Genomic DNA, 25,046 nt, shown 5'->3' on the forward strand with positions numbered 1-25,046 from the left:
ACTCCGCCTAATAATTTAGAGCGAACCTCTAAGCACCGGATAATTTAATATACCAAAATAAGAATCACTTTTCTTATCTATTAATACATTGCAGGAGTTGGAACTTCGTTTTTAGAAGTATCTTTTGCATCGGCAATACCTGCTTCGGTTGTAATGAATAATGAAGCAATACTGCAAGCATTTAATAATGCGCTACGAGTGACTTTAGTTGGATCAATGATTCCTTTTTCAAACATATCGACCCATTGTCCATTTTTAGCATCAAAACCATAATTCTTTTGCGCAGTTTTTTGGCTTTCAACAATATCTTCTGCATTATATCCGGCATTTTCAGCAATTTGTTGAATTGGAGTAAATAAGGCTTCCATGACAATATGAATACCTTTTTGAACATCTACATTATCAGATTTTAATTGAGGTTTAACTTCTTTATATGCTTCTACTAAAGCAGCACCACCACCAATAACAATACCTTCTTCAACAGCGGCTTTAGTGGCATTTAAAGCATCTTCAATACGTAATTTCTTTTCTTTTAATTCGCTTTCAGTTGTTGCGCCAACTTTAATTGTTGCCACACCATTTGATAATTTACCCAAACGTTCTTTTAATTGTTTTTGATCATAAGAAGAAGTTGTTTTCGCTAATTGATTTTCAATACTTTCAATACGTTGTTTTAAACTATCTGATGGATTATTACCAGCAATCATTGTTGTATGATCTTTTGTAACGATTACTTTTTTAATTGTTCCTAATTGATCAAGAGTAGCATCTTTTAATTCCATAGAAATATCTTTATTAATAAAGGTACTACCAGTTAAAGCAGCAATATCTTGTAATAATTCTTTTTGGTTATCTCCAAATCCAGGAGCTTTTGTTGCGACAACATTGAATGTTCCTCTTAGTTTATTTAAAACAAGGGTTGAAATAACTTCGTTTTCAAAGTCATCAGCAATTAATAATAATGGTTTATTACTTTGAACGATTTGTTCAAGAATTGGAAGAATTTCTTGTAAATTATTGATTTTATGATTTGTAATAAAGATATAAGGATTTTCCATTTCAACAGTCATTTTATCATGATCTGTGACCATATAAGGAGAAACATATCCTTTATCATATTGCATACCTTCATTGATTTCTAAGACGTTGTCAAAACTATTAGATTCATCAACGTTGATAATTCCATTTTTACCAACTTTATCCATTGCTGAAGCAATCAATTGCCCAATTTCTTCATTACCAGCTGAAATAGTCGCTACTGAAGCAATATCTTGACTTGTTTCTACTTTATGTGAATTTTTCAAAACAACATCAGCAACTTCTTTACCTGCTTTTTCAATACCTTCACGCATTAAAACAGGATTAGCTCCTTTATCTACAGCTTTCAATCCATTCACGATCATATTTCGAGCAAGAATAGTTGCTGTGGTTGTACCATCACCTGCTACATCATTAGTTTTATTGGCTACTTCATATACAAGTTTAGCACCCATATTTTCAAATTTATCTTCAAGTTCTATTTCCTTAGCGATACTTACACCATCATTTGTAATTAATGGAGAACCATAACCTTTATCTAAGACCACATTACGTCCTTTAGGACCTAATGTGACACTTACCGCATCCGCTAAAACATTAACACCTTTTAACATTGATTGACGTGCATCATTTGAAAATCTTACTTCTTTACTCATAAATATCTGCCCCCTTATTCAAACTTAGCAATAATATCTTTTTCATCAATAACAATATAATCTTGATCCTCAACAGTCACTTTCGTACCTGAATATTCTTTATAAATTACACGATCATTTTCTTTTAATGATGAAGTACATTCATCACCAACAGCAATAACACTTGCAATCGAAGGAACTTCTTTCTTTTCTGTTGATAAAACAATTCCACTTGCTGTCTTATTTTCTTTTTCTTCTTTTTTTATTAATACAAATTTATGCAATGGTTTAATCATACTATTCACTCCTTTAGCACTCACCATATCCTTGTGCTAATTTGTATTATAGACTCTTATGTTAACTGAATATGAATTGTTTAGCACTTTGGTAAATCAAGTGCTAAACATAGTTACAAAAAAGTGCCTCCTTTACCAAATAAAAAAGATATTTTATGATGTTAGTGAAAGGAAGGATAAGAAATGATTAATAAAGAAAATTGGAAAGAAAATTATACACATATTTCAAATGAAGTTATTGATAATGAAAAGGTTTTAAGAGTTGTTAAAAGTGGAAAAATTAATGAATATGATGAAAATACGTACGCTAAATTAGTTGATTCATCATTTCATAATGGAATTATTGAAGTAAAGATGCTTAGTCGTTTATTAAAAGAGGCACCAGATTTTGCGAGAGGATTTATTGGTATTGCATATCGTATTCATGAAGATGATACAAAATTTGAATCATTTTATGTAAGACCTACAAATGGTAGACAATGTGATGACCCGGTAAGGAAACAACATGGTTGTCAATATTTTTCTTATCCAACCTATACATTTGCCTATTTTAGAGAACACGGCATTACAAAATATGAAAATCAAGTAGACATTGACTTAAATGAATGGATTAGTTTAAAAGCGGTGATTGAAGATGAAAAAGCAATTTTCTATTTAAATGATGATCTTCAATCATTATTAGTGGTTGATCAAATGATTCATGATAAATCAATGAGAGGAAATATTGGTTTCTTTGTAGATGTTGGAACAGAAGCTTTCTTTAAAGATTTAAAAATTACTTATTTTGATTAAAAGATAATTTCTAGAGGTCTAACAGCGTTAGACTTCTTTTTTTATGGCTTTCATATTTTGTAATATTTAACCTTTTAAATGGTAGAGATGTTAAAATTATATTCAATATCTTTTTTTGATGAGATTAGGAAAATTATTGCATTTTTAAATGTAGAAGGTTTCCTTTTGACAAAATTTTAATTTGATATAATAAAGATAGAGGAAGGTGGAAATACCAATGAGAATGTATCTAATTATGAAAGATTTTATAAATTCAAATATATATCTCTCACTAGATTACTTTGTTCAAAAGTATGATGTTTCAAAAAGAACGATTCAAAATGACTTATCATACTTAATGCGTATTTCTCCTCGAAAAGGTTTTACATTTCATAACAAAAGAGGTTCTGGATATCTCTTAGAAATAACAAATGAAGAATTGTTTAAAGATTTTATGGAAAGCTTAAATGAAGGTATTTATTTTCAGGTTAAAGAAAGACCAGCACAAATTTTAGCTTATCTTGCTATTCAAACTGGATATATTTCTATGAATAACATTGCAGATACTTTTCAAGTATCTAAGACTGTTATAAAGCATGATATGAATGATGTTGAAAATCTAGCAAAGAGTTATCATTTTGAATTAGAAAGAAAAACACATTATGGTATTTTGTTACGTTATGAATTGACATCTTTTAAAAAGTACTTAGTTGAAGAATATTTAAATCAAAATGTTTTTATTCAAACGGCAGTAAATGATGTTATTGAAGAATTTAATGACATTGAACAAAAGTTAATTAGACAGTTGAATAAAGAAGGGTTGAAAATCAACTATAATGAACTTTTAAATGTGATTGAGTATTTAAAAATTGTTATTTATATTGCACACAGACAAGATGAACAAAAAGAGGAATTTATTTTTGATAAAAATAATGAAATTCATCGAATTGTTGAATTCTTAGTTGGAATATTAGAAAAGAAATATGCTATAGGATTAAGTAAAAAAAGCATAGAAGAGATTTTAAAAGTTTTACAAAAAAATATAAAAAGAGAAATAGGTTCAATATCTTCTTTTACAAATTATTTAAAAGAAGACATTGAAGAATTTATAAAACAAATAGATGAAAAATATGATACGAAATTTCTTGAAGATGAAGACTTTAAGAAAATGTTGTTAACACATGTTTCATTATTAATAGATAGATTACATAATAAAATTTCATATCAAAATCCATTAGCCAATGAGCTAAATATTACATACCCAATGATGTTTAATATCGCTCTTCAATTTTGTAGCATGTTACATGAAAAATACAACGTTGAAGTGACATTTGATGAAATTGGTTTTGTAGCGATGCATTTTGCATCACATATGGAAAAGGAAAAACAAGGTAAATTGTTATCTTATAATCGTATTGGAATTGTTTGTTCATCAGGTGGTGGAAGTGCTTATATGATCAAGATACAAATTGAATCATTATTTCCTCAAGCAGAGGTACAAACATTTTCATTTTTACAACAAGATGAATTGAAAACATTTCAACCTGATTTAATTTTTACAATCATGCCTTTATCTCAAGAAATCAAGGCACCAATTATTTATATTAAAGAACTACTTGATGATAGAGATTTAGTTAAGATTAAACAAATTTTACAATGTGAAGAATATGATCCTTATACTTTGATTCAAGATAATCCTATGTATTATTCATTCTTTTCTAAAGATTTTTTTAAATTTATAGAAGCAGATAGTTATGAAAATATTATTCGGATGATGGGACAGGAATTAGAGGAAAAAGGTTATGGTAAAAAAGGCTATACTGATTTGATTTTTGAACGTGAATCGTATGTAAGTACTATTTATACAAATGGAGTTTGTATACCCCATCCACTTGAAACAGATGCACTTAAAAATATGATTTCTGTAGCTATTTTAAAGAAACCATTTGTACAAAATGGCAAAGAAATAAAAATAGTTTTTATGATTTGTTTAAAGAAAGATCAAGTTGAAATGTATAAAGTAATAACTAAAAAGTTATATCGTTTAATGCAAAAGAGTAATTATGTTGAAATGTTAACGAAGGTTGATTCTTTTGAAGAAATGATGAATTTAATGAAAGAAATAGGAGGTGGAAATAATGAATAGTGAATTACTAAAAGAATTGAGTAATGCTGATAGTGTAGCATCAGTAGAAGATGAAGTAAGATCGATTCTCTATCGAGAATTAGCAAAATATAGTGATGAAGTTTTTAGTGATCGTTTAGGAAGTATTATTTTTCATAAAAAAGGGACTTCACCAAATCCTTTAAAAATCATGTTTTGTGCTCATATAGATGAAGTAGGTTTTATGGTAAGACATATTTCTGATATTGGTTTTGTATATTTAGTAGCTTTAGGTTCAGTTTTAAATAAAAGCAAAGAAATGCAAATGGTTAGAATTACGACGCAAGATGGTAAAAAAGTGGAAGGCTTATTAAATGTGACTAAAGATAGCAACGGTAACGTTAAAGAAATGTACGTTGATATTGGAGTTGATAGTGCAGATGAAGTAAAAGCTTTAGGAATTGATGTTGGTGACATGGTTTGTTTTGCTAGTGAAGCAAGACAGATTCAAGATAAAGTGATTGCTGGCAAGGCAATGGACGATCGAACAGGATGCTATGTCATGATAGAAGCGATGAAAAGAATTCATGGAAATGTTGAAAATGATATTTATTTTGTAGGAACAAGTAGTGAAGAAGTTGGTGTAAGAGGTGGTAAAACAGCGACTCATCTTATTGATCCTGATATTGTTTTTGCACTTGATGTTGCGAATAATCCAGAACTTGTTAAAAACTATACGAATCATCGTTTAATTGGTAAAGGGCCAATGATTGTTCATTATGACAAAACCCTTTCACCAAATAAAAAATTGATTAAATATGTTAAAGAATTAGCCAGTAAACATGGAATACCTTATCAAAGCGATATGTTCGGTGGAGGAGGAACAGATGCTGGAAATGCACACTTAGAAAAAGGTGGACGTTTGGCACTTGTTTTAGGAATACCACTTAGATATTGTCATGGATCTTATTCATTTGTTCATAGTGATGATTTAAAAAGTTTGACACAGTTAGTTAACTGCTTAATAGATCATTTGACATATCAAGATTATCAAAATTTTATTAATTTTATTGGAGGATAAACAAATGACAGAAACGGAACAAATTATTGTAGGATTAATTTCTTCAGCTGGACAAAGCAAATCTTTAGCTTTTGAAGCGTTGAAGAAAGTAAAAACAGGTGAATATGATGAAGCAAGAAAGATATTAGAACAAGCTAAAGAAGCTGATTTACAAGCTCACACTGTTCAAACAAAGCTTATTCAAGCCGAAATGTCAGGCTCTGGAAATAAGCCAGAAGTTGGGTTATTAATGGTTCATGCACAAGACCATTATATGACTTCTCAATTAGCAAGAGATCTAATTGAAGAACTAATAAATGTATTTGAAGCAAAGGAGGGTAAATAATGAGAATTGTATTATGCTGTGCAGGTGGACTTTCTACAACAATGCTTATGAATAGTATGAAAGATACAGTACATAACAGTGCAAAATTAAATGATGCTGATTTTGATTTTATTGCTATTCCAATTGATATTCTACAATCTGAAGCAGACAATTGTGATGTTTTAGTTTTAGGACCACAAGTTGCACATAAATTAGATGCAGTAAAACCTATCATCGAACCTCGTAAGATTCCTTATGTTATTGTTGATCAAGAAACATATGGGAAAATGGATGGGGCAACTGTCATGAAACAAGCATTAATTGCGCGTAGAAAAGCAGATTTAAAAAAATAATTTTATAGGGAGGGAAAAAACGATGTACTCAAAATTTGAGAACTTTATGAAAAAGTATTTAGCACCGCTTGCTGATAAAATGGATAAAGAAGTTCATTTGAGCGCTGTTAAAAAAGCAATGGTTGCAATGACACCGTTGTTAATTATCGGTAGTTTTTGTTTGATTCCAGAAGCAATTCCAAATATGATTGGAGAAAAACATGTAATTTCTCAATGGATCTTAGCAAATTTGGATATTATCTATATTCCTTATAATGTAGGTATGGCTTTAATGTCAGTTTATGTTACTGTAATTATTGCATATCAATTAGCTACCTCTTATAAGTTAGATATTCCAGGATGTGTAACAATGGGATTAGTCTCATTCTTAATGTTAGTTGTAGAATTCACAGAAGATGGTGGAATTTCTAAAACTTATTTAGGACCTAAAGGTTTATTCTGTGCAATGTTTGCAGGATTTATCGCTGTTGAATTATTCCGTTGGTGTAAAAAGAAAAACTTTACAATCAAGATGCCAGATACAGTACCTGATTTCGTATCTCGTTCTTTTGAAATGATTCCTATTTCAGTAATCATTATTGGGTTCTTCTTAATTGTACGTATTGTTTGTGTCAATGTATTAAATACAATGCCACCATTAATCTTTACAGCAATCTTTGCACCATTAGTAGGATCTATGGATAATCCAATTGCTTATACTTTCTTAAAAATGTTACAAGCTTTAATATTCTTCTTTGGTATTCATCCATCAGTATTAAGCCCAATTACAAGTCCAATTTCAACTCAATTCTTAGCAGAAAATATTGCTGCTGTTCAAGCTGGTCATGTAGCAACTCACTTCTATGCTCCTGGACCTGAATCAGCATTTGGTAACTTTACAGGTAGTGGTGTTACTATTGGTTGTGTATTCTGGTGCTTAATGAGTAAGAATAAAGCTTTAAAACAAGTTGGTAGATTATCATTTATTCCAGCATTATTTGGAATTAATGAACCAATTCTATTTGGTGCGCCAATCGTATTAAATCCAATGTTCTTTATTCCATTTGTTATTTGTGGTGGTATTATTGGTTCATTAGGTGGATGGGCGATGTATTTAGGTATTATGAAATGTTCAACCTTTACACCGCCATATGTAGGTGTATTCCTAGAAGGATTCTTAACGAATATGGATCCTATGTCTATAGTTGTTAATGCAGTACAATTAATACTATCTATTTTAATATGGTATCCATTTGTTAAATCATACGAAAAGACTTATGGTAATAAAGAAGAAGAAACTAATGCTATCAGTGCAGAAGATGCAGCTATCTTAGACGATTTAGACTTAGACTTCTAATTAATAGGCAAGTTTCGACTTGCCTTTATTTGTAGGAGGATTAAAAATGGCAAAAAGAATAAATAAAATACAAGAATTTTTAGATGAAAAAGATATAGATGCTTTATTAATTAAAAGTAAAACAGTAAAAAAATGGATGAATACTATGACTGGTAGTGGTTGTCAAGTATTGATTACAAAAGAACATGGCTATTTAATTGTAGATGGGCGTTATATTACAGAAGCCAAAGAAAAAGAACATGATTTAGAAATTATATTACATAATCCACATTTAACGGGACGTAATTATTTAGGGACAGTAGAAGAAATATTAAAAAAAGAAAATTGTAAAACGCTAGGGGTAGAAGCGTATCAAGTATTAGTTAAGGAATATCATGAAATAGAAAAATTAGGGATAGAAGTTCTTTTATTTGATCAAGAAATTGCTCATCTTCGTATTGTTAAAGAAGATGAAGAAATTGAAGCTATGAAAAAATCAATTGCAATTACTGATGAAATCTATCAAAAAGTAATTGAACACATTCATGTAGGAATGAGTGAATATGAAATTAGCGCTTTAGTACAATATTATTCAATTGCATCTGGTGCACAACAAATGTCTTTTGATACAATAGTAGCAACAGGTGAAAGAACAGCCTTACCACATGGTCGTCCAACTTCAAGAAAAGTAAAAGCTCATGAACCTATTATGATTGATTTTGGTATTCAATATCAAAATTATCAATCAGATATGACACGTATGTGTTTTATTGGAGAACCTGATCCAAAAATCAAAGAAATCTATGATGTTGTTTTAAAGGCACAACTCGCTGGTCTTGGTGCTATTAAAGCAGGAGCTAAGGGAAAAGATGTAGATAAAGCAGCTAGAGATGTGATTGAGACTGCAGGTTATGGTGAATATTTTAATCATGGTTTAGGACATGGATTAGGAATTGGTGAAGATGGTGAAGGACCAACTTTAAATTCAAAGAGTGAAACAGTTTTACAAGAACATATGATGATGTCTTGTGAACCAGGTGTTTATGTTCCTGGTGTTGGTGGTGTTCGTATTGAAGATGATGTTGTTATTATTGATGGTGTAGGTGTACCATTAAATAAAACAACAAAAGATTATATTATTTTGGAGGATAAATAAATGAAGTATGATTTTAATGAGGTTCATAATCGTTTAGGTACTTATTGTACACAATGGGATTATATACAAGATCGTTTTAATAAAAAGGATTTAATACCATTTTCAATATCTGATACAGATTTTATTATTCCTAAACCTATTACTGAAAAAATATTTGAAGTGGCACATCATCAAATTTATGGATATACAAGATGGAATCATCATGATTTTAAATCATCTATTACAGGATATTTTGAAAGAAGACATCATACACATATTGAAGAAGATTGGATCTTATATAGTCCTACTGTGATGTATTCAGTTTCTTTATTGATTCGTTTATTAAGTCAACCTCATGATAAAGTATTAACATTTGAACCTATGTATGATTCATTTTATACAGTTATCCAAGATAATGATAGACAATTAGTTGCTCATCGTTTAATATCAAAAGATGGGACATTTGAAATAGATTTCGATCTTTTTGAAAAACAAGTACAAGGATGTCAATTATTATTACTTTGTTCTCCACATAATCCAACAGGAAGAATTTGGACAAAAGAAGAAATGGATCAAATAATAAAGATATGTAAAAAATATCAAGTAAAAATTATTTCTGATGAAATTCATATGGATATTCAATTAAGAGATAGAAAACATATCCCTTTATTATCTTATATTCATGAATATGATGAACTTTATACAGCAGCTTCATCTAGTAAAACATTTAATACACCAGGATTAATTGGTTCATATTTAATGATACCAAATGAAGAAGTTAGAGAAAAATTCTTGATGCATACAAGAAGAAAAGATTTCTTAAATTCTGTAAGTATTTTTGGTATGTATGCGACAATGATAGGTTATACACAATGCGATGATTATATTGATCAACTTAATGATTATATTAAAGAAAATATGAAAATTGTAGAAGAATTTATAAAAGAAGAGTTGCCTGATTTTAAATTTAAAACACCAGATGGAACTTATTTAGCTTGGATTGATGCAAGAGATGTTCCATATACTGCAGAAGAAATACAAGATGCTTTAGTGAATGTTGGTGGAATTGGGATTATGAAAGGTGAAATTTATGGTGGCCCAAAATATTTAAGAATGAATATAGGGTGTCCACAATCTAAATTAAAAGAAGGATTGCGAAGATTTAAAATAGCAATGGATGCATTATATTCAAAATAGGAGGTATTTATTATGCATTATTTATTAATTAAAATTCAATTACTGTGGGCTAAACATACAAAATGGCTAGATAGAAATCCTGTAAAAGTTCCAGTAAGTAAACGTGTTATAGCTTATGCTATTGATTGGGCAGTTGGCGGTATTATTAGTGGTTTTCCTGCTGTTTTATTCTATGGGGGAGTCACTGGTAGATCAGACATGTTTAGTGATCTTTATGTTTTTCCTAGTTTAGGTTTTCCAACGTATTGGTCCTATCTTGCAGGTATATTATGTATTGTTGTGGCTTTTGTTTATTATATTTATATTCCTTATAAGAAATATCCAGGACAAACACTCGCAAAACATTGGTTAAAAATAAAGATTGTAAATAATGATGATTATAGTGATGTGAGTTTAAAAACTTTGATTATTAGACAAGGGGTTGGATTATTCTTATTAGAAGGTTCGGCTATTGTTGTTACTAATTATTTAAGACAAATGCTTACACTAGCAACAGGTTTCTATTTTGACTATTATTTAAAAATGATTGGTATGGTTATTACAATGATTTCAGGAGTTTTTGTTCTAGGATCAGCTTCTCAAAGAAGTATCCATGATTATCTTGCTAAGACAAGAGTTGTGGGTGAAGATGAAAAACCAGCAAAAAGAAAAGAAAAAAAGAATAAAAAAAATAAAAAGAAAAAATAATGCATAATAGTAAAATATAAAGAACAATGTCTTATCATTACATTGTTCTTTTTTTATACAATTTGAATGAAAAGAGAATTGATGACTTCAGTCAGTTGAGCACATGAAATGTGCGAAATAGAAAACCACCTGCTATGCGGGTGGTGCAATAATAAATAGTGGCTAAAAAAGCAAATTCTTTAGCACATCGTCTTCACACCAAAGTATAGACGAAAAGTGATATATAATCAACGAAGGAAAGATATAGGAGAAATATTGAGAACACTCTGCCGATATAAAGGGGTGGAGATAATAGAAGGGCATTTGATGAGTGATCATGTACATATGTTAGTAATGATACCACCAAAGTTAAGTGTGTCATCATTCATGGGATACTTGAAAGGGAAATTCGCATTGATGATTTTTGATAGACATGCAAACTTGAAATATAAGTATGGAAATAGACCCTTTTTGGGCAGAAGGGTATTATGTGAGTACAGTAGGATTAAATGATCAAACCGTCGCAAAATATATAAGAGAACAAGAGTAACATGATATTGCAATGGATAAATTAAGTGTGAAAGAATATAAGGATCCGTTTGAAGAAAAAGGAATTCGAGAAGGAAATAGAAACCGCAGAAAAAAAGCAAAATAAAAATTCCCTTTGAGGGAAAGCGAGAGTCAAAAGCAACGCCTTTAGACGCGAGCAAGTAACAAAGGCTTATAGCCACAGTGAAAACCACGCCGTTTAGACGTGGTTTTTATTTAAAGATTTTTTCCATATCAAAAGGAAGTAAACATTCAATTTTTATTGTTTGATAAGTTAATGGATGAATAAACTCTAAACAATAAGCATGTAAAGCCATTCTTTTAATCATAGAAGAAGTTTTTCCATAAAGAGTATCTCCTATAATAGGATGATGTAAATGATTCAAATGAACTCTTATTTGATGTTTTCGACCAGTTTCAATTTGACATTTTACAAGTGTATAATTTCCTTTTGTTTTAATTTCTTTAAAATGTGTTAAAGCATCTTTACCTGTTTTAGAAATACACATTTTATTTTTACTATGACGGTCTTGACCGATAGGTAAATCAATAGTTATTTCTCTTTTAGGTAAATGTCCTTGAATGATAGCAAGATAAGTTTTCTTAATTTTTTTAGATGCAATCATATAATCAAAATAGGGTTGTAAAAGAGCACATTTACAAAACATCACCAAACCGGTCGTATCTCTATCTAAACGATGAAGATAACGAATCGGTAAATCTTGATAGCTTTGTTGGTAATAATAACTCACATAATTACAAAGAGTATTTTTTTTACTTTTATCATCAGGATGAATAATGAGGTTACTTGGTTTATTGACGACACAAAGCAAGTCATCTTCATAGATGATTTCTAAGGAGCTTTCTTCTTCGATAAAATCTCTGCCTTGTTCATAGGCTTTAATTGAAAGAATATCTTTATCTTTTAAAATGGTTTGATAATCAACATAAGTATTATTTAAAGTATAGTCTTTATTTTGACGAAGTAAGTGAATTGTTTTTTTAGAAAGATGCAGATAATGAAAGAATTCAAGAAGTGTCATTCCTTGAATTCTTTCATCAATTTCTATTACTAAATGATTCTTTTCTTTATGATAATGCATACACTGTTACTTTGATATCAATTGTGATATCTAAACCTTGTAAAGTATCTAAAACGCCACGTTTTTCTTTTTTAATATGATAATAGTGTGGTGTCATCATTAAAAGATTTAAAGCATCTTCACGATTAGAAATATGAACTTTTTCTTTAAAGTCATAACTTTTCACTTGATTAAAATCTAAACGAATATACTTATCACTCTTTACTTTGATTTCATCATAAATCAATTCTTTAATTTCAATTAAATGTTGATTATTAGCAGTAACATGAACAATATAACCATCTTCTTTTAATGCTCTTTTTAATTCATCTTGATTTACTACTGTAAATAAAGCACAGATAAAATCTAAACTATGATCTAAGATAGGAATATTTTTAGAATTTCCTACAAGCCAAGTAACATCTTTACGATAACGTGTCGCCATATCAATAGCAATCTTGGAAATATCTAAACCATAGATATCACTGTTTTCAAAATGTTTCTTTAAACCTTGAGTATAATATCCTTCTCCACATCCTAAATCTAAAATACTTAAATCATCTTGATGTTTGAATTCATCAATACACGTAATCACTTGATCTAAGATAGGATCATAATAACCTTTATTTAAATATGCTTTTCTCGCCACAAGAGATTCTTTACTATCTCCTGGATTATTGGTAGCTTTATCAGGATTTAATAATAAATTGATATATCCTCTTTTAGAAATGTCATAACAATGATTGTTTTCACATTTAAGTGTTTTGTTTTCTAAATGAAGTTGTTGATGACATTTTGGACAAGCTAATAATTTCATAGTATCACCTCGAATGTATTATAACAAAAGACAATCTAAAAATTAACTGAATTTATGATGAATTTGTGATACTATTAAGGGCAAGGGAGGAATGCTTGATGTTTTTTAGAAAGAAACAAAAAGTAGACTTAGATGCTAAGTTTAAAGAAGTATATCATGAAGTAAATAAAATTACAGCTGATGCCGGAAATGAATTAGATGTGACCATCAAATATTCACAATTGAAATTGGCTTGTCGTAAGTATGATGAATTGATTGATTTAATTCATCAAGGAGCTAATTTTGAAGAAAAACATTTTCTTTCTTTAAAAGAAAGTGTAGAAGAAGAAACAAAGAGAGTAGAAGGTTTATTAGATGAAGATTAAAGCATATAAGAAGGATTTTGATTATACCTATACTTTAGGAGTTTTTGAAACGATTGAGTTATTAAAGAATCGTCCTGATCTTGTTTTAAGAGTATATATAAAAAGTAATTCTTATAAGAATAAAGGAATTCCTATTATTGATGAAATTTGTAGAGAAAAACATATTGAATTGATTGAAAGTGATAATACAATTCAAAAATTATCAAAAAAAGATAATTGTTTTGCGATAGCAATCATTAAAAAATATGAAATGACTTTACAAGAAGGAAATCATGTTGTTTTAGTTAATCCTGGAGATATGGGAAATATGGGGACAATTATGAGAACGATGTTAGGGTTCAATTATTATAATCTAGCAATAATTCGACCAGGTGTCGATGTTTTTGATCCTCGTGTTTTAAGAGCTTCGATGGGAGCAATGTTTCATTTGAATATTGAGTATTTTGATAGTTTTGAAGATTATTTAAAAAGATTTCCAAGTCATGATATTTATACATTGATGTTAAAAGGAGCAACCAATATTCATAAGGTTGAATCCAAAGAAGGTTATCATTCACTTGTTTTTGGTAATGAAAGTAGTGGTTTACCTGATGAATATCTAGATTATGGGAAATCTATTTTTATTCCTCATAGTCATCATATAGATTCATTGAATCTTTCCATGGCTTTAGGAATGACGTTGATGCATTTTTCAAAAGATGAATTTAAAGATAAAGAAGTATTATAGGAGGGAAAGTATGTTTGATTTTGATGAAGTTGTAGATAGAAAAGGTACAAATTGTGCTAAATGGGATACCATTGAAGCCAATAATAAACCTAAAGATGTGTTACCTATGTGGGTTGCAGATATGGATTTTAAATCACCAAAGGAAATTGAAAATGCATTAGTTAAAAGAATTAAACAAGGCGTTTATGGGTATTCATTTGCGCCAGATGAGTATTTTGATGCGGTTATTTCTTGGATGAAAAGAAGACATGATTTTAATGTCGATAAAGAATGGATCATCCCAACACCAGGTGTGGTAACAGCTATTAAATTATGTGTAAATGCTTATACAAAGGAAAATGATGCCATCATTATTAATAAGCCTGTATATTATCCATTTGATTTCTCAATTGAATTAAATCATCGTAAAATCATTGAAAATGAAATGGTTTATAAAGATGGTTCTTATGAAATGGATTATGATGCTTTTGAAAAAGCAATCGTAGAAAATGATGTTAAAATGTTTATTTTATGTAATCCATATAATCCAATTGGAAAAGTATGGAAAGAAGATGAATTAAAACAAATTGGTGAAATTTGTAAGAAACATCATGTTTTAGTTATTGTTGATGAAATTCATGAAGATTTTGTTTATGGAGAGCATGTACATATTCCTTTCTATAATGTAGATGAAAGTTATAAAGAATTCTCTGTTATTTTAACTGCACCATCAAAAACATTTAATTTAGCAGGGTTACAAACATCAAATATTATTATTGCAGATGAAAAATTAAGAAAAGCTTATCAAGAAACAATGAATCGTTATGGGGTTAATGAACCAAACTTTTTAGGTATTATTGCTTGTATGACTGCCTATAATGAATGTGAATTATGGGTAGATGAAATGTTGGAATATGTTTATGACAACTTTACTTATTTTGATGAATTCTTAAAAGAAAACTTACCTCATATTCATTTAGTAAAACCTGAAGGACTTTATTTATGTTGGGTTGATTTTAGAGAATGTGGTTTAAATAAAGATGAACTTGAAAAGACAATGTTAGAAAAAGCCGGTTTATGGTTAGATGAAGGATATATCTTTGGAACAGGTGGAGAAGGTTTTGAAAGATTTAATCTTGCAATTCCAAGAAGTGTTTTAGAAGATGCTTGTCAAAGATTATTAAAAGCTTTTGGAAAATAAGGTTTTTATGATAAAAACTATGGAAATTCTATATAAAAGATAGTATTATATAACCGAAAAAAAGAAAAGGAGATTTGTTATGGGATTAGTATCAGCAACAGAAATGTTAAAGAAAGCTAAAGAAGGACATTATGCAGTAGGTCAATTCAATATCAACAACTTAGAATGGACTAAATCAGTATTATTAACTGCAGAAGAATTAAAAGCACCAGTAATCTTAGGTGTTTCAGAAGGTGCTGCTAAATATATGACTGGATATACAACAGTTGCAGCAATGGTTAAAGCAATGGTAGAAGCATTAAATATCACTGTACCAGTAGCTTTACACTTAGATCATGGTTCATACGAAGGAGCTAAAGCTGCTTTAGATGCAGGTTTCTCTTCAATCATGTTTGATGGTTCTCATTATGGAATCGAAGAAAACATCGAAAAAACAAAAGAAATCGTTGAATTATGTCATTCAAAAGGTGTTTCAGTAGAAGCAGAAGTTGGATCAATCGGTGGAGAAGAAGATGGTGTCATCGGTAAAGGTGAAGTAGCAGATCCAAAAGAATGTAAATCAATCGCAGACTTAGGAGTAGATTTCTTAGCTGCAGGTATCGGAAATATCCATGGTAAATACCCAGCAAACTGGGAAGGATTAGACTTTGATGCATTAGATGCAATCCAAGCTGAAACTGGAAAATTACCATTAGTATTACATGGTGGTTCAGGAATTCCTGATGAAATGATCAAAAAAGCAATCACTTTAGGAGTATCTAAAGTAAATGTAAACACTGAATGTCAATTATATTTCCAAGAAGCTACACGTAAATACATTGAAGCTGGAAAAGATTTAGAAGGAAAAGGATATGATCCTCGTAAATTATTAGCACCAGGTGCAGAAGCTATTAAACAATGTGTTAAAGATAGAATGGAAGTATTCGGTTGCATCGGTAAAGCTTAATCAATTAAAAAAGCCTTCGGGCTTTTTTTTGTTTATGTGAAATCTCTTTATTAAGTTGTTTTTTTAATGAATTTATAATATAGTATTAGGGAATATAGATAGAAGAAAAGGGGTAAAGTCATGAGTGAAATTATTGCGATTGAAGGCGGACATAAATTAAATGGTACAGTAGAAATCTCGGGTGCAAAAAATGCCACTGTAGCACTTATTCCGGCAATTATTTTAGCGGATAGTCCTGTAACGATTTATGGTGTACCAGAAATCAGTGATGTGGACGCTTTAGCAGTTTTATTAGAAGAACTTAATTGTACAGTATTAAGAAGTCATGATAGTTTAATTGTTGATCCCTCTCGTATGGAAAATGTTCCATTAGTATCTGATGCTGTGGATAAATTAAGAGCATCATATTATTTAATGGGAGCATTACTTGGAAAATGTAAAAAAGTTGTGATGAAAGCACCAGGAGGATGCTTTTTAGGACCACGTCCGATAGATTTACATATTAAAGGATTTGAAGCATTGGGTGCCAAAGTAGAATTTGTTGATGGTGCGCATGTAATTACAGCAGATCGTTTAGTAGGTGCAAAAATATATTTAGATTTTGCTTCGGTTGGAGCAACAATCAATATCTTATTAGCGGCAGTAAAAGCTGAAGGAAAAACAGTCATTGAAAATGCAGCAAAAGAACCAGAAATCATTGATGTAGTAAACTTACTTACAAAAATGGGAGCTAAAATTAGAGGTGCTGGTACCGATACGATTACGATTGAAGGAGTAGAACATCTAAAAGGATGTACTCATGAAATCATTCCAGATCGTATTGAAGCAGGGACATTCTTAATTATGGCAGCAGCTGCAGGAGAAAGAGTTATTATTCAAAATATCATTCCACAACATTTGGAATCACTTATTTCAAAATTGAAAGAAATGGGAGTGAAGATGGAAAATGTTGGAGATAGTATTATTGTTTATGGTGATAACAAGAACTTTAATGCAGTCGATGTCAGAACACAGGTATATCCAGGTTTTGCGACAGATCTACAACAGCCATTAACAGCACTGCTTACACAAGCAAACGGACAATCACAAGTAATAGAAACAATTTATCCAGAGAGATTTAGACATTGTGAACAACTTAATAAGATGGGCGCAAATATAGAATTAGATGAATCAATGTGTTATATAAATGGAAAAACACCATTAAAAGGAGCAAAAGTAGAAGCAACAGATTTAAGATGTGGAGCAGCATTGTTAATAGCAGGGTTAATCGCTGATGGAATTACAGAAATCAGCAATGTATATCATATAGATAGAGGATATGCGAATATTGATCAAAAATTAATTACTTTAGGTGCTGTTATTAGAAGAATCAAAGTTGATGATTAAAATTATAAAAAAGGGCTTGAAAACGACATAATTTAATGTTAATATATCATAGCAACTTACTTTGTAGTGAGAAATCTACAAGGCGGAAGGAGAAATTAAAAATGAAAAAAGGAATTCATCCAAATTACAAAAAAGTAAAAGTAGTTTGTACATCATGTGGAGCAGAATTTGAAAGTGGTTCAGTATTAGATGAAGTACGTGTTGATACTTGTTCTAACTGTCATCCATTCTATACTGGAAAACAAAGATTTGCTAGTGCTGATGGACGTGTTGAAAAATTCAACAAAAAATACGGACTTAAATAAGAAAATGAGTACTTGGTACTCATTTTTGTTTTGGAGGAAAAAATGGAATATCATGTCTTAGCAAGTGGTTCTAAAGGAAACAGTATTTTCATTTATGATCAAGGAAACGGACTTTTAATTGATTGTGGAATTAGTAAAAGACAACTTTATACAAAACTTAATCAATTAGGATTTAATGAAAATGACATTCGCCATGTTTTATTAACCCATGATCATATTGATCATAATAAAAATATTGGTATCTTTGATCAAAGTATTGTTTATTGTGGAAAAGGATGCATCCCTGGTATAGATGAAAGTCATGAATTAGAAAATTATCAAAATATACAATTAGATCATTATATAATTACACCATTACCTTTATCACATGATGCAACATCCCCTTTAGGGTTTGTAATCAAAGGAAAAGATGAAACAATTCTTTATATGACAGATACAGGTTATGTTTCACAAAAGAATATGGAATATATAAAAAATTTAGATTACTATATTTTTGAAAGTAATCATGATATTGAAATGTTGATGAATACAAGAAGACCTTTATTCTTAAAAAATCGTATTTTTGGAGATAAGGGCCATCTTAATAATGAATATAGTGCACATGTTATGGCGCAGGTGATTGGTGAAAATACAAAAGAAATTTGTTTGGCCCATTTATCACAAGAAGCGAATACAAAGGAAATGGCATTAGATACATATCAAAGAGTTTTTGATGAAGAACATATTTATTTTGATAATATAAAGATTGCAGATCAAAAAGAAATTGTTTCTGGAGGACATTATGAAAATTAGGATCTTAACAATTGGTAAGCTTAAAGAAAAATATCTTGTTAATGGAATCAATGAATATGTCAAAAGATTGAATGCTTACTGTAAAGTGGAAATGGTTGAAGTACCAGATGAACCAATTCCTGATAATGCAAGTGAAAATGTAGAAAATATCATCAAAGATAAAGAAGCAGATAAAATTGTTTCTAAAATTAAAGATGATGAATATGTTATTGTTTTAGATTTACATGGAAAAGAAATAGATAGTGTGGCTTTTTCTAAGCATATTGAAGAATGTATGATTAGAGGAAAGAGTACGATTACTTTTGTGATTGGGGGTTCTTTAGGTTTAGGAAAATCTTTATTACAAAGAGCAAATTATCGTTTATGTTTCTCTAAAATGACTTTTCCACATCAATTAATGAAGCTAATCTTAGTTGAACAAGTCTATCGAGCATATAAAATCATGCGGAGAGAAACTTATCATAAGTGATGTTAACGTTCAGCAAAAATGTCACCAAAAATGAAGAAGGGTTCTATTAGTGTGAACCCTTTGTTTTTTTGTCCATTTCTTGAATGAGATTATTTAAATCTTTATGATCATTTATTAGTACCTGTTTGTTTTTATGTTTTGTACCTATCAATGTACAATCATAAATAATCCCAATATATTTCATTCTTACTTTATTTTCTAGCACAAAATATAAAATTGTAACTTCTGTTGAAGTTCTTATTTTTACTACTTATCCATTTTTATCATATGGGACATAATAATATCCGTTATAGGAAAACATATTGCCTTCTGCTATTTTTCTGGTATTTGAAACAGTGAACACTAGATTCAAATTGTAATTTTCTGTTAGCTCTACAAATTCATAAACAGGATCAACTGGAAGATGTGCAAATTTTTCATTCAGATATTTTATGTAAAAGTATTGAACCATATATTTAATTGATCGTAGTCTTTTATTTTGAACCTTATAATGTCATTGGGCAATCTTCTTTGAACTGTACCATTGTATCGTTCTATCAATCCTTTGGTTTGAGATGTATTTGCGAAAATCATTTCAATGCAAAGTTTATCCATCATAACACCAAATGATGTTATATTACCTTCAGGACTTTTGAAGATAGTATGTTTGTCTGAATAAATAGCTAAGGGAATTCCTTTTTTTCTTGATAAGAAGTTCCATCATCTTACAATATCCATACATGCATTCGTTTTTGGTAAACCAGCCAGCAAGGATATCATTAGTTGTATCGTCAACAGCCATATGGAGAGTAAAACGTTGATCGTTGCCAAACCAGTCAAAAGGAGTTCCATCGATTTGAACAAGCATACCAGCTCTAGGACTTTTTTCTCTCAGTAAATGTAAAGGAGAGTCTCTTTTATGACTCCTATGTTTAACGGGAGAAGACCATTTATATTCTTTATAGAGTCTTTGAAAGAACGAGATACTTCTAGGTTTAACATCAAAGTATTCGAAGATCACATGCAAGCACACTATTTAATTCGTGCAATGAGCAAATATCTGGAAAAAATGGACAAATATGTACGCCAACGATTGAGGATGTGCATGATTCATAAACATCCAACAGTAAAGAAAGTATATGGAATGTGTTATAAATGGAACATTGAATTCTTTGTGCGCATCGGTTTAATTCCCTCAAAATGGTGGTTCTACTACAAAATGTGGGGAACCTATACTATTGAGAAGTATGTAGAATACCACATGCATAGAAATAAGGTTGATATGGAAAAACGTATTCAAAAATTTAAAGAACTAGGTATAGCATTCTACACAAAAAAGAGATTAAAGAAAATGGACGATTCTTTATCAAGATAGTCCGTACACAAATTAAATAAATAGTAAATTGGTAAGCCGTATGCATTAATAGCGCACGTACGGTTTGATAAGGGGCTAGCCTAGTGATAGGTTAGCCTACTTTCTTAAGCACCTTACGTTTAGTAGAAGAAGGAATATTCAATTGTTGTCTATACTTGACAATAACACGACGTGAACAATGTAATTCTAATTCCTCTAGTTTTTTGAGAATCTGATTATCTGAAAGTGGATGTTCTTTATCTTCATCATCTACTAACTCAACAATAGCCTTTTTAATAGAATCACTGCTATCTCCTGAAGCAGTTTGAGAAACAAGAAGTTTTTTAAGAGGATAAGCCTCACCATTAAAGCTATAGTACTTATTATTTAAAGTACGTGAAATAGTAGATTCATGGAATCCTGTCTCACTTGCAAGCTGTGATAAAGTACATGGATATAATTCATCATCATATAAGAAATATCCACTTTGTATATTTACTAACGCATTTGCGACAATAAGAACAGTTTGATTTCTCTTTGTCATATTCTCCATTAAGAAATGTGCCTCATTAAAATAAGCTTTCATATTCTCATCATTCTTTACTTTCTCATATAGAGTGTCATTCACCATGAGAGCAGGCTGGTTAATAGGTGTAATAGTAATATCTGAATTCTCTACTTCAATGAGTATATCAGGAGATACATAGTCATCATGAAACGTATTATACATATTACAAGGGAATGGATTACAAGAACGTATTTCACAGAATAAATGATCTATTTCTTCTTTATTTAATCCTGTTGTTTGTTTAATAAGTGAATAATTCTGAGTTAAGATGACATCTTGATAATCTCTAAATAGTGTATAGGTTTTAGTTTTATTATTATTTTTTAACTGAATAAGAATAGAATCAATCGCATCAGAGGCACCCACACCATTAGGTTCAAATGAACGTAATATATCTAAATGTGCATCAAGCATATCTTGATCGATATGAAGGTCACTCATATATTGATCAAGATTATAAGATAAGAATCCACTATCATCCAATGATTCAATCAGATATGTCATTACATCTTCATTATAAGGATGTGTATAGGCATATAACTGATAATAGAGATCATCTTTTAAAGAACGTTTATTAGAAATACTTTCAATAAACTGCTGATTATCATAATTCTTTGATGATTTTAATTCTAAAAAAGGATTTGTTTCTAGTATATCCTGTATTGCTTTGTTGATATCATCAATGTTGTCAGTCAAGAAATCTAAGGATTTTAATAGTTTTTGATTCAATTTTAAAGTTTGTTTCAATGTTTGAATATATTGCATTTTCTGCTTCATGTTCATCACCTCTTATCAATATATAGCAAAATTCGTGCCAATTAATGTTTAGGTATTTACTTGAATAGTATACCGAATAACTAATGTTGCGTACAAGTTTTATTTGTTTTATGATGAATAATGAGGTGATTTCATTGGAAGAAAAAATAATGTTGTTGATTAATGGGAAAATGGATCAAAATTCATATGATGAATGTCAATCCACCCAATTATCAAAAGAATTAAAACTAAGTAGAAATCAAGTGATAAGATTATTAAATGAACTTTTTAATGAGAAAAAACTTATTAAAATTAAAGCAAGTCCTATCTTATATCTTTCAAGAGCTTCTCTTGAAAGTAAATATAAGAAGAAACTTTCGTCAGATGAATACAAATCATTGGATGAATTGGAAGCTGAATTAAACAATCAGACAGAGTTAAAGAACTTTGAAAAGCTTATTGGGTCTAATGAAAGTATGTATCAGATTGTTGAGAAGATTAAGGCAACAGTAGCCTATCCACCAGTTGGATTACCAATGTTGCTTTATGGACCAACTGGTACAGGTAAATCATTTATGGCTAAACTTACGTATGAATATTGTGTAGATACAGGTTTAATTGATGCGTCTAAGAATTTTGTACAGGTAAACTGTTCAGAGTATGCCAATAACCCAGAACTACTCACAGCAAACCTATTTGGCTATAAGAAGGGTGCATTTACAGGTGCAGATAGTGATAACTTAGGTTTATTACATTTTGCAGATGGTGGTGTATTATTCCTAGATGAAGTGCATTGTTTAAATGCGGAATGCCAGGAAAAACTATTCCTTTATATGGACCAGGGAATCTATCACTTAGTAGGTGATAATAATAAGTGGTATAAATCAAAATGTAGAATTATATTTGCAACAACAGAAGTACCACAAAAAGCATTATTAAAAACATTCCTTAGACGTATTCCTGTTATTCTTACAATTCCATCTCTTGCCCAAAGAGGAGAAAATGAAAAGCTGGAACTCATGTATAACTTCTTAAAGAATGAAGAGAAACGTATCAACAAAACAATTCTTATTTCATCTAATGTCTATGAGTTGTTACTGAATCATACATTTGTAGGTAATATTGGTGAACTGACTAATACGATTCAGGCAAGTTGTGTGAGTGCATTATATAAAAGTAATTCAGATACGTTAGAAATTCATGCTTATGATTTACCTGACAGTATTAGAAATAGTATAGATGTCTCTTCTATGATTATGAAGAAGCATAAGCTTGTGTCTCTTAATACACTTCTTCCTGTATCAGATCAGGGTATCATTAAAGATTTTTATCAATCATTAATTAATATAAAGAGAGATACTTCATTTGCGATAAATGCACAGAATACTGTAGATAGATATTTTGAAAAATTAATCTTTAATGATAATCGTGCAGGTTCAATTGATTATCTTACTAACTATCTAGAAAAGATATTTAATAATATCACTGAACATTATGGCTTTAGGACTTCACATAATGAGTTGATAGCACTCGCTACATATATCTCAGAATTCTCTAAGAATACATATCTGACTAATAACTGGATCAATGAGAATTATGATGAAGTGAAGAACTTAAAGAAATATCTAAAACTTGAATTCCATCGTGAATATGAAATAGGACAGGATGTTTCTCATTACTTAAAGAATAATATGAATCAGGATATTGATGACTTTGTAGAATGTATTATCTGTATTTGTATGATTAAGTACTTTGTACATTCTGGTGAAGATCTCACAATTGCGATTATTATTGCGCATGGTTATTCAACTGCAAGTTCTATTGCGGAAGCATCCAATAGAATGTTGAATAGTTATATATTTGATGCAATAGATATGCCATTAGATGTGGATGTACAAGCTATTACAAGAAAGATTAATGATTATATTGCATATGTTGGTAATATCTCAAAGCTTTATTTATTAGTTGATATGGGTTCTCTTGAAGAAATATATCAAGGATTAGATACAAGTAATGCGGATATTGCCTTAGTAAACAATATTAATACTAAATGTGCGTTAGAAATAGGACAGGGAATTAAACTTAATAAAACAGTGACTGAAGTCATTGATTCTATTCTTAAGGAAAACATCTATAAAACACATGTAGAACTTAAGAAAAAGAAAGAACCTATTGTAATCTGTTCTTGTGCATCAGGATTAGGTGCAGCGCATAAGATCAAAGAAATTTTATTCAATTCTTTACCTGAAGATTCTAATCTAAAGATTATTACTTATGATTATCCTGCTTTAATACGTAAACAGGTTTATGATCAGTTAATGAATGATTATGAAGTTATATGTGTCATTGGGACACTTGATCCAAATATTGAATCTATGAAATATATAGGTATACAGGAATTGATTATTAATGAGGGTCAGAATGCGATAGAGATATACTTTGGAAAGTATATGAAAAAAGAACAGATGGAGATATTTGAAAAGAATATCTTACGTAATTTCACATTATCCAATGTCATGAATAACTTAACTATATTAAATCCGGATAAACTACTTGAACATGTTGCGAAAGCAATTGACCATCTACAGAATATCTTACATAAAAGATTTAAAAATAGAACATGCTTTGGGTTATATGTTCATATCTGCTGTCTTGTAGAAAGATTAGTTACAAGACAGGCTATTTCAAACTTTACTGATCAAGACTTTAAAGAAAAGCATCAAGAGTTTATAGATCAAGTAAATATCTCAATGAAAGAAGTTAAGACATACTACAACGTTGAGATTCCAGATGAAGAAGTAGAATATATATACAATTATATTATTAATGATTAGTGTGCTATTAATTGGCACACTTTTTGCTTGAGTATAAGTGGA

Annotated in this window: 24 protein-coding genes and 1 pseudogene; 20 read left to right on the top strand and 5 right to left on the bottom strand. The window is 30.0% G+C overall.

The genetic code is table 11. From position 1 onward, the window contains the following. Positions 1-80 precede the first annotated feature (80 nt). Positions 81-1,694 carry a chaperonin GroEL gene (gene groL, locus LJD34_RS06495; RefSeq protein ID WP_227359480.1) on the bottom strand — a complete coding sequence of 538 codons (1,614 nt, stop codon included), beginning with the start codon at positions 1,692-1,694 and terminating at the stop codon, positions 81-83. Between the two features lie 14 nt (positions 1,695-1,708). Beyond that, positions 1,709-1,969 (bottom strand): GroES family chaperonin, encoded by a 261-nt coding sequence (locus tag LJD34_RS06500; protein ID WP_227359481.1) that lies wholly within the window; start codon positions 1,967-1,969, stop codon positions 1,709-1,711. A 183-nt stretch (positions 1,970-2,152) separates the two neighbouring features. On the opposite strand from LJD34_RS06500, the gene LJD34_RS06505 reads away from it, so the two are divergent. The 10 genes and pseudogenes from LJD34_RS06505 to tnpA all read left to right on the top strand — a co-directional run. Then, the gene (locus LJD34_RS06505) at positions 2,153-2,761 is read left to right on the top strand and encodes a hypothetical protein (RefSeq protein ID WP_227359482.1); all 609 of its coding nucleotides are present in this window, start codon (positions 2,153-2,155) and stop codon (positions 2,759-2,761) included. A 217-nt stretch (positions 2,762-2,978) separates the two neighbouring features. Then, positions 2,979-4,886, top strand: a complete 1,908-nt coding sequence (locus LJD34_RS06510) for a BglG family transcription antiterminator (RefSeq protein ID WP_147580705.1) — start codon at positions 2,979-2,981, stop codon at positions 4,884-4,886. Beyond that, positions 4,879-5,925, top strand: a complete 1,047-nt coding sequence (ypdE, locus tag LJD34_RS06515; protein ID WP_227359483.1) for an aminopeptidase — start codon at positions 4,879-4,881, stop codon at positions 5,923-5,925. The genes LJD34_RS06510 and ypdE overlap by 8 nt, the downstream gene beginning before the upstream one ends. Positions 5,926-5,929: 4 nt before the next feature. Next, the gene (locus LJD34_RS06520) at positions 5,930-6,250 is read left to right on the top strand and encodes a PTS lactose/cellobiose transporter subunit IIA (protein WP_022002599.1); all 321 of its coding nucleotides are present in this window, start codon (positions 5,930-5,932) and stop codon (positions 6,248-6,250) included. After that, positions 6,250-6,582, top strand: a complete 333-nt coding sequence (locus LJD34_RS06525; RefSeq protein ID WP_022002600.1) for a PTS sugar transporter subunit IIB — start codon at positions 6,250-6,252, stop codon at positions 6,580-6,582. The genes LJD34_RS06520 and LJD34_RS06525 overlap by 1 nt, the downstream gene beginning before the upstream one ends. Positions 6,583-6,604: 22 nt before the next feature. Beyond that, positions 6,605-7,918 (top strand): PTS sugar transporter subunit IIC, encoded by a 1,314-nt coding sequence (locus LJD34_RS06530; protein WP_117851486.1) that lies wholly within the window; start codon positions 6,605-6,607, stop codon positions 7,916-7,918. Positions 7,919-7,964: 46 nt separating this feature from the next. After that, positions 7,965-9,053, top strand: coding sequence for a M24 family metallopeptidase (locus LJD34_RS06535; RefSeq protein ID WP_227359484.1), 1,089 nt, complete (start codon positions 7,965-7,967; stop codon positions 9,051-9,053). Further along, the gene (locus LJD34_RS06540; RefSeq protein WP_227359485.1) at positions 9,054-10,229 is read left to right on the top strand and encodes a MalY/PatB family protein; all 1,176 of its coding nucleotides are present in this window, start codon (positions 9,054-9,056) and stop codon (positions 10,227-10,229) included. It abuts the gene before it with no gap. Positions 10,230-10,241: 12 nt separating this feature from the next. Then, the gene (locus tag LJD34_RS06545; RefSeq protein WP_227359486.1) at positions 10,242-10,916 is read left to right on the top strand and encodes an RDD family protein; all 675 of its coding nucleotides are present in this window, start codon (positions 10,242-10,244) and stop codon (positions 10,914-10,916) included. A 186-nt stretch (positions 10,917-11,102) separates the two neighbouring features. Next, positions 11,103-11,442, top strand: a pseudogene (gene tnpA, locus LJD34_RS06550) (IS200/IS605 family transposase); the annotation flags it as partial. A 214-nt stretch (positions 11,443-11,656) separates the two neighbouring features. Here the strand turns inward: tnpA and LJD34_RS06555 are convergent. Both LJD34_RS06555 and LJD34_RS06560 read right to left on the bottom strand, forming a co-directional pair. Further along, positions 11,657-12,547: an RluA family pseudouridine synthase gene (locus tag LJD34_RS06555; protein WP_227359487.1), complete on the bottom strand. Its 891-nt coding sequence runs from the start codon at positions 12,545-12,547 to the stop codon at positions 11,657-11,659. Continuing rightward, positions 12,534-13,343: a methyltransferase domain-containing protein gene (locus LJD34_RS06560; RefSeq protein WP_032090933.1), complete on the bottom strand. Its 810-nt coding sequence runs from the start codon at positions 13,341-13,343 to the stop codon at positions 12,534-12,536. The genes LJD34_RS06555 and LJD34_RS06560 overlap by 14 nt, the downstream gene beginning before the upstream one ends. A gap of 98 nt (positions 13,344-13,441) precedes the next feature. Between LJD34_RS06560 and LJD34_RS06565 the strand changes: the two genes are divergently transcribed. The 9 genes from LJD34_RS06565 to LJD34_RS06605 all read left to right on the top strand — a co-directional run bounded on the left by LJD34_RS06565 (position 13,442) and on the right by LJD34_RS06605 (position 20,867). Beyond that, a complete protein-coding gene (locus tag LJD34_RS06565) occupies positions 13,442-13,708 on the top strand; it encodes a hypothetical protein (protein ID WP_022000831.1) in 267 nt (88 codons plus the stop codon). Further along, a complete protein-coding gene (locus LJD34_RS06570; RefSeq protein ID WP_022000830.1) occupies positions 13,698-14,435 on the top strand; it encodes a TrmH family RNA methyltransferase in 738 nt (245 codons plus the stop codon). Before LJD34_RS06565 ends, LJD34_RS06570 begins: the two co-directional genes overlap by 11 nt. A 10-nt stretch (positions 14,436-14,445) precedes the next feature. Next, a complete protein-coding gene (locus tag LJD34_RS06575) occupies positions 14,446-15,615 on the top strand; it encodes a MalY/PatB family protein (protein WP_227359488.1) in 1,170 nt (389 codons plus the stop codon). Positions 15,616-15,694: 79 nt separating this feature from the next. Then, positions 15,695-16,561: a class II fructose-1,6-bisphosphate aldolase gene (fba, locus tag LJD34_RS06580; protein WP_032090929.1), complete on the top strand. Its 867-nt coding sequence runs from the start codon at positions 15,695-15,697 to the stop codon at positions 16,559-16,561. Between the two features lie 120 nt (positions 16,562-16,681). Further along, positions 16,682-17,947 (top strand): UDP-N-acetylglucosamine 1-carboxyvinyltransferase, encoded by a 1,266-nt coding sequence (locus tag LJD34_RS06585; protein WP_022000827.1) that lies wholly within the window; start codon positions 16,682-16,684, stop codon positions 17,945-17,947. A 101-nt stretch (positions 17,948-18,048) separates the two neighbouring features. Continuing rightward, complete coding sequence (rpmE, locus tag LJD34_RS06590) at positions 18,049-18,252, top strand: 50S ribosomal protein L31 (protein WP_022000826.1); 204 nt, start codon at positions 18,049-18,051, stop codon at positions 18,250-18,252. Between the two features lie 42 nt (positions 18,253-18,294). Then, positions 18,295-19,044, top strand: a complete 750-nt coding sequence (locus LJD34_RS06595; RefSeq protein WP_227359489.1) for an MBL fold metallo-hydrolase — start codon at positions 18,295-18,297, stop codon at positions 19,042-19,044. Continuing rightward, entirely contained in the window at positions 19,034-19,513 is a 480-nt protein-coding gene (gene rlmH, locus LJD34_RS06600; RefSeq protein ID WP_227359490.1) for a 23S rRNA (pseudouridine(1915)-N(3))-methyltransferase RlmH, read from the top strand. The genes LJD34_RS06595 and rlmH overlap by 11 nt, the downstream gene beginning before the upstream one ends. 1,084 nt (positions 19,514-20,597) lie before the next feature. Then, positions 20,598-20,867, top strand: coding sequence for a hypothetical protein (locus LJD34_RS06605; protein WP_227359491.1), 270 nt, complete (start codon positions 20,598-20,600; stop codon positions 20,865-20,867). Positions 20,868-20,958: 91 nt separating this feature from the next. Here LJD34_RS06605 and LJD34_RS06610 read toward each other — a convergent pair whose 3' ends face one another. Continuing rightward, on the bottom strand, positions 20,959-22,191 hold the full coding sequence (locus LJD34_RS06610; RefSeq protein WP_175301268.1) for an RNA polymerase subunit sigma-54: 1,233 nt from the start codon (positions 22,189-22,191) through the stop codon (positions 20,959-20,961). A gap of 125 nt (positions 22,192-22,316) precedes the next feature. Here LJD34_RS06610 and LJD34_RS06615 point away from each other — a divergent pair, with 125 nt between their 5' ends. After that, complete coding sequence (locus LJD34_RS06615) at positions 22,317-25,004, top strand: sigma 54-interacting transcriptional regulator (RefSeq protein WP_227359502.1); 2,688 nt, start codon at positions 22,317-22,319, stop codon at positions 25,002-25,004. Positions 25,005-25,046: the final 42 nt, after the last annotated feature.

It is taken from the genome of Faecalibacillus sp. MSK20_93, assembly GCF_020589945.1.
Lineage (GTDB): Bacteria > Bacillota_I > Bacilli_A > Erysipelotrichales > Coprobacillaceae > Faecalibacillus > Faecalibacillus intestinalis.

Bases quoted from the DNA above. Each gene is read 5' to 3' on its own strand.
- rpmE (WP_022000826.1), top strand. From the start codon at position 18,049: ATGAAAAAAGGAATTCATCCAAATTACAAAAAAGTAAAAGTAGTTTGT.
- fba (WP_032090929.1), top strand. From the start codon at position 15,695: ATGGGATTAGTATCAGCAACAGAAATGTTAAAGAAAGCTAAAGAAGGA.
- LJD34_RS06540 (WP_227359485.1), top strand. From the start codon at position 9,054: ATGAAGTATGATTTTAATGAGGTTCATAATCGTTTAGGTACTTATTGT.
- LJD34_RS06500 (WP_227359481.1), bottom strand. From the start codon at position 1,969: ATGATTAAACCATTGCATAAATTTGTATTAATAAAAAAAGAAGAAAAA.
- LJD34_RS06545 (WP_227359486.1), top strand. From the start codon at position 10,242: ATGCATTATTTATTAATTAAAATTCAATTACTGTGGGCTAAACATACA.
- LJD34_RS06555 (WP_227359487.1), bottom strand. From the start codon at position 12,547: ATGCATTATCATAAAGAAAAGAATCATTTAGTAATAGAAATTGATGAA.
- LJD34_RS06535 (WP_227359484.1), top strand. From the start codon at position 7,965: ATGGCAAAAAGAATAAATAAAATACAAGAATTTTTAGATGAAAAAGAT.
- LJD34_RS06520 (WP_022002599.1), top strand. From the start codon at position 5,930: ATGACAGAAACGGAACAAATTATTGTAGGATTAATTTCTTCAGCTGGA.
- LJD34_RS06525 (WP_022002600.1), top strand. From the start codon at position 6,250: ATGAGAATTGTATTATGCTGTGCAGGTGGACTTTCTACAACAATGCTT.
- LJD34_RS06505 (WP_227359482.1), top strand. From the start codon at position 2,153: ATGATTAATAAAGAAAATTGGAAAGAAAATTATACACATATTTCAAAT.
- ypdE (WP_227359483.1), top strand. From the start codon at position 4,879: ATGAATAGTGAATTACTAAAAGAATTGAGTAATGCTGATAGTGTAGCA.
- LJD34_RS06565 (WP_022000831.1), top strand. From the start codon at position 13,442: ATGTTTTTTAGAAAGAAACAAAAAGTAGACTTAGATGCTAAGTTTAAA.
- LJD34_RS06510 (WP_147580705.1), top strand. From the start codon at position 2,979: ATGAGAATGTATCTAATTATGAAAGATTTTATAAATTCAAATATATAT.
- LJD34_RS06575 (WP_227359488.1), top strand. From the start codon at position 14,446: ATGTTTGATTTTGATGAAGTTGTAGATAGAAAAGGTACAAATTGTGCT.
- LJD34_RS06560 (WP_032090933.1), bottom strand. From the start codon at position 13,343: ATGAAATTATTAGCTTGTCCAAAATGTCATCAACAACTTCATTTAGAA.
- LJD34_RS06530 (WP_117851486.1), top strand. From the start codon at position 6,605: ATGTACTCAAAATTTGAGAACTTTATGAAAAAGTATTTAGCACCGCTT.
- LJD34_RS06570 (WP_022000830.1), top strand. From the start codon at position 13,698: ATGAAGATTAAAGCATATAAGAAGGATTTTGATTATACCTATACTTTA.
- rlmH (WP_227359490.1), top strand. From the start codon at position 19,034: ATGAAAATTAGGATCTTAACAATTGGTAAGCTTAAAGAAAAATATCTT.
- LJD34_RS06595 (WP_227359489.1), top strand. From the start codon at position 18,295: ATGGAATATCATGTCTTAGCAAGTGGTTCTAAAGGAAACAGTATTTTC.
- LJD34_RS06605 (WP_227359491.1), top strand. From the start codon at position 20,598: ATGATTCATAAACATCCAACAGTAAAGAAAGTATATGGAATGTGTTAT.
- LJD34_RS06610 (WP_175301268.1), bottom strand. From the start codon at position 22,191: ATGAAGCAGAAAATGCAATATATTCAAACATTGAAACAAACTTTAAAA.
- groL (WP_227359480.1), bottom strand. From the start codon at position 1,694: ATGAGTAAAGAAGTAAGATTTTCAAATGATGCACGTCAATCAATGTTA.
- LJD34_RS06585 (WP_022000827.1), top strand. From the start codon at position 16,682: ATGAGTGAAATTATTGCGATTGAAGGCGGACATAAATTAAATGGTACA.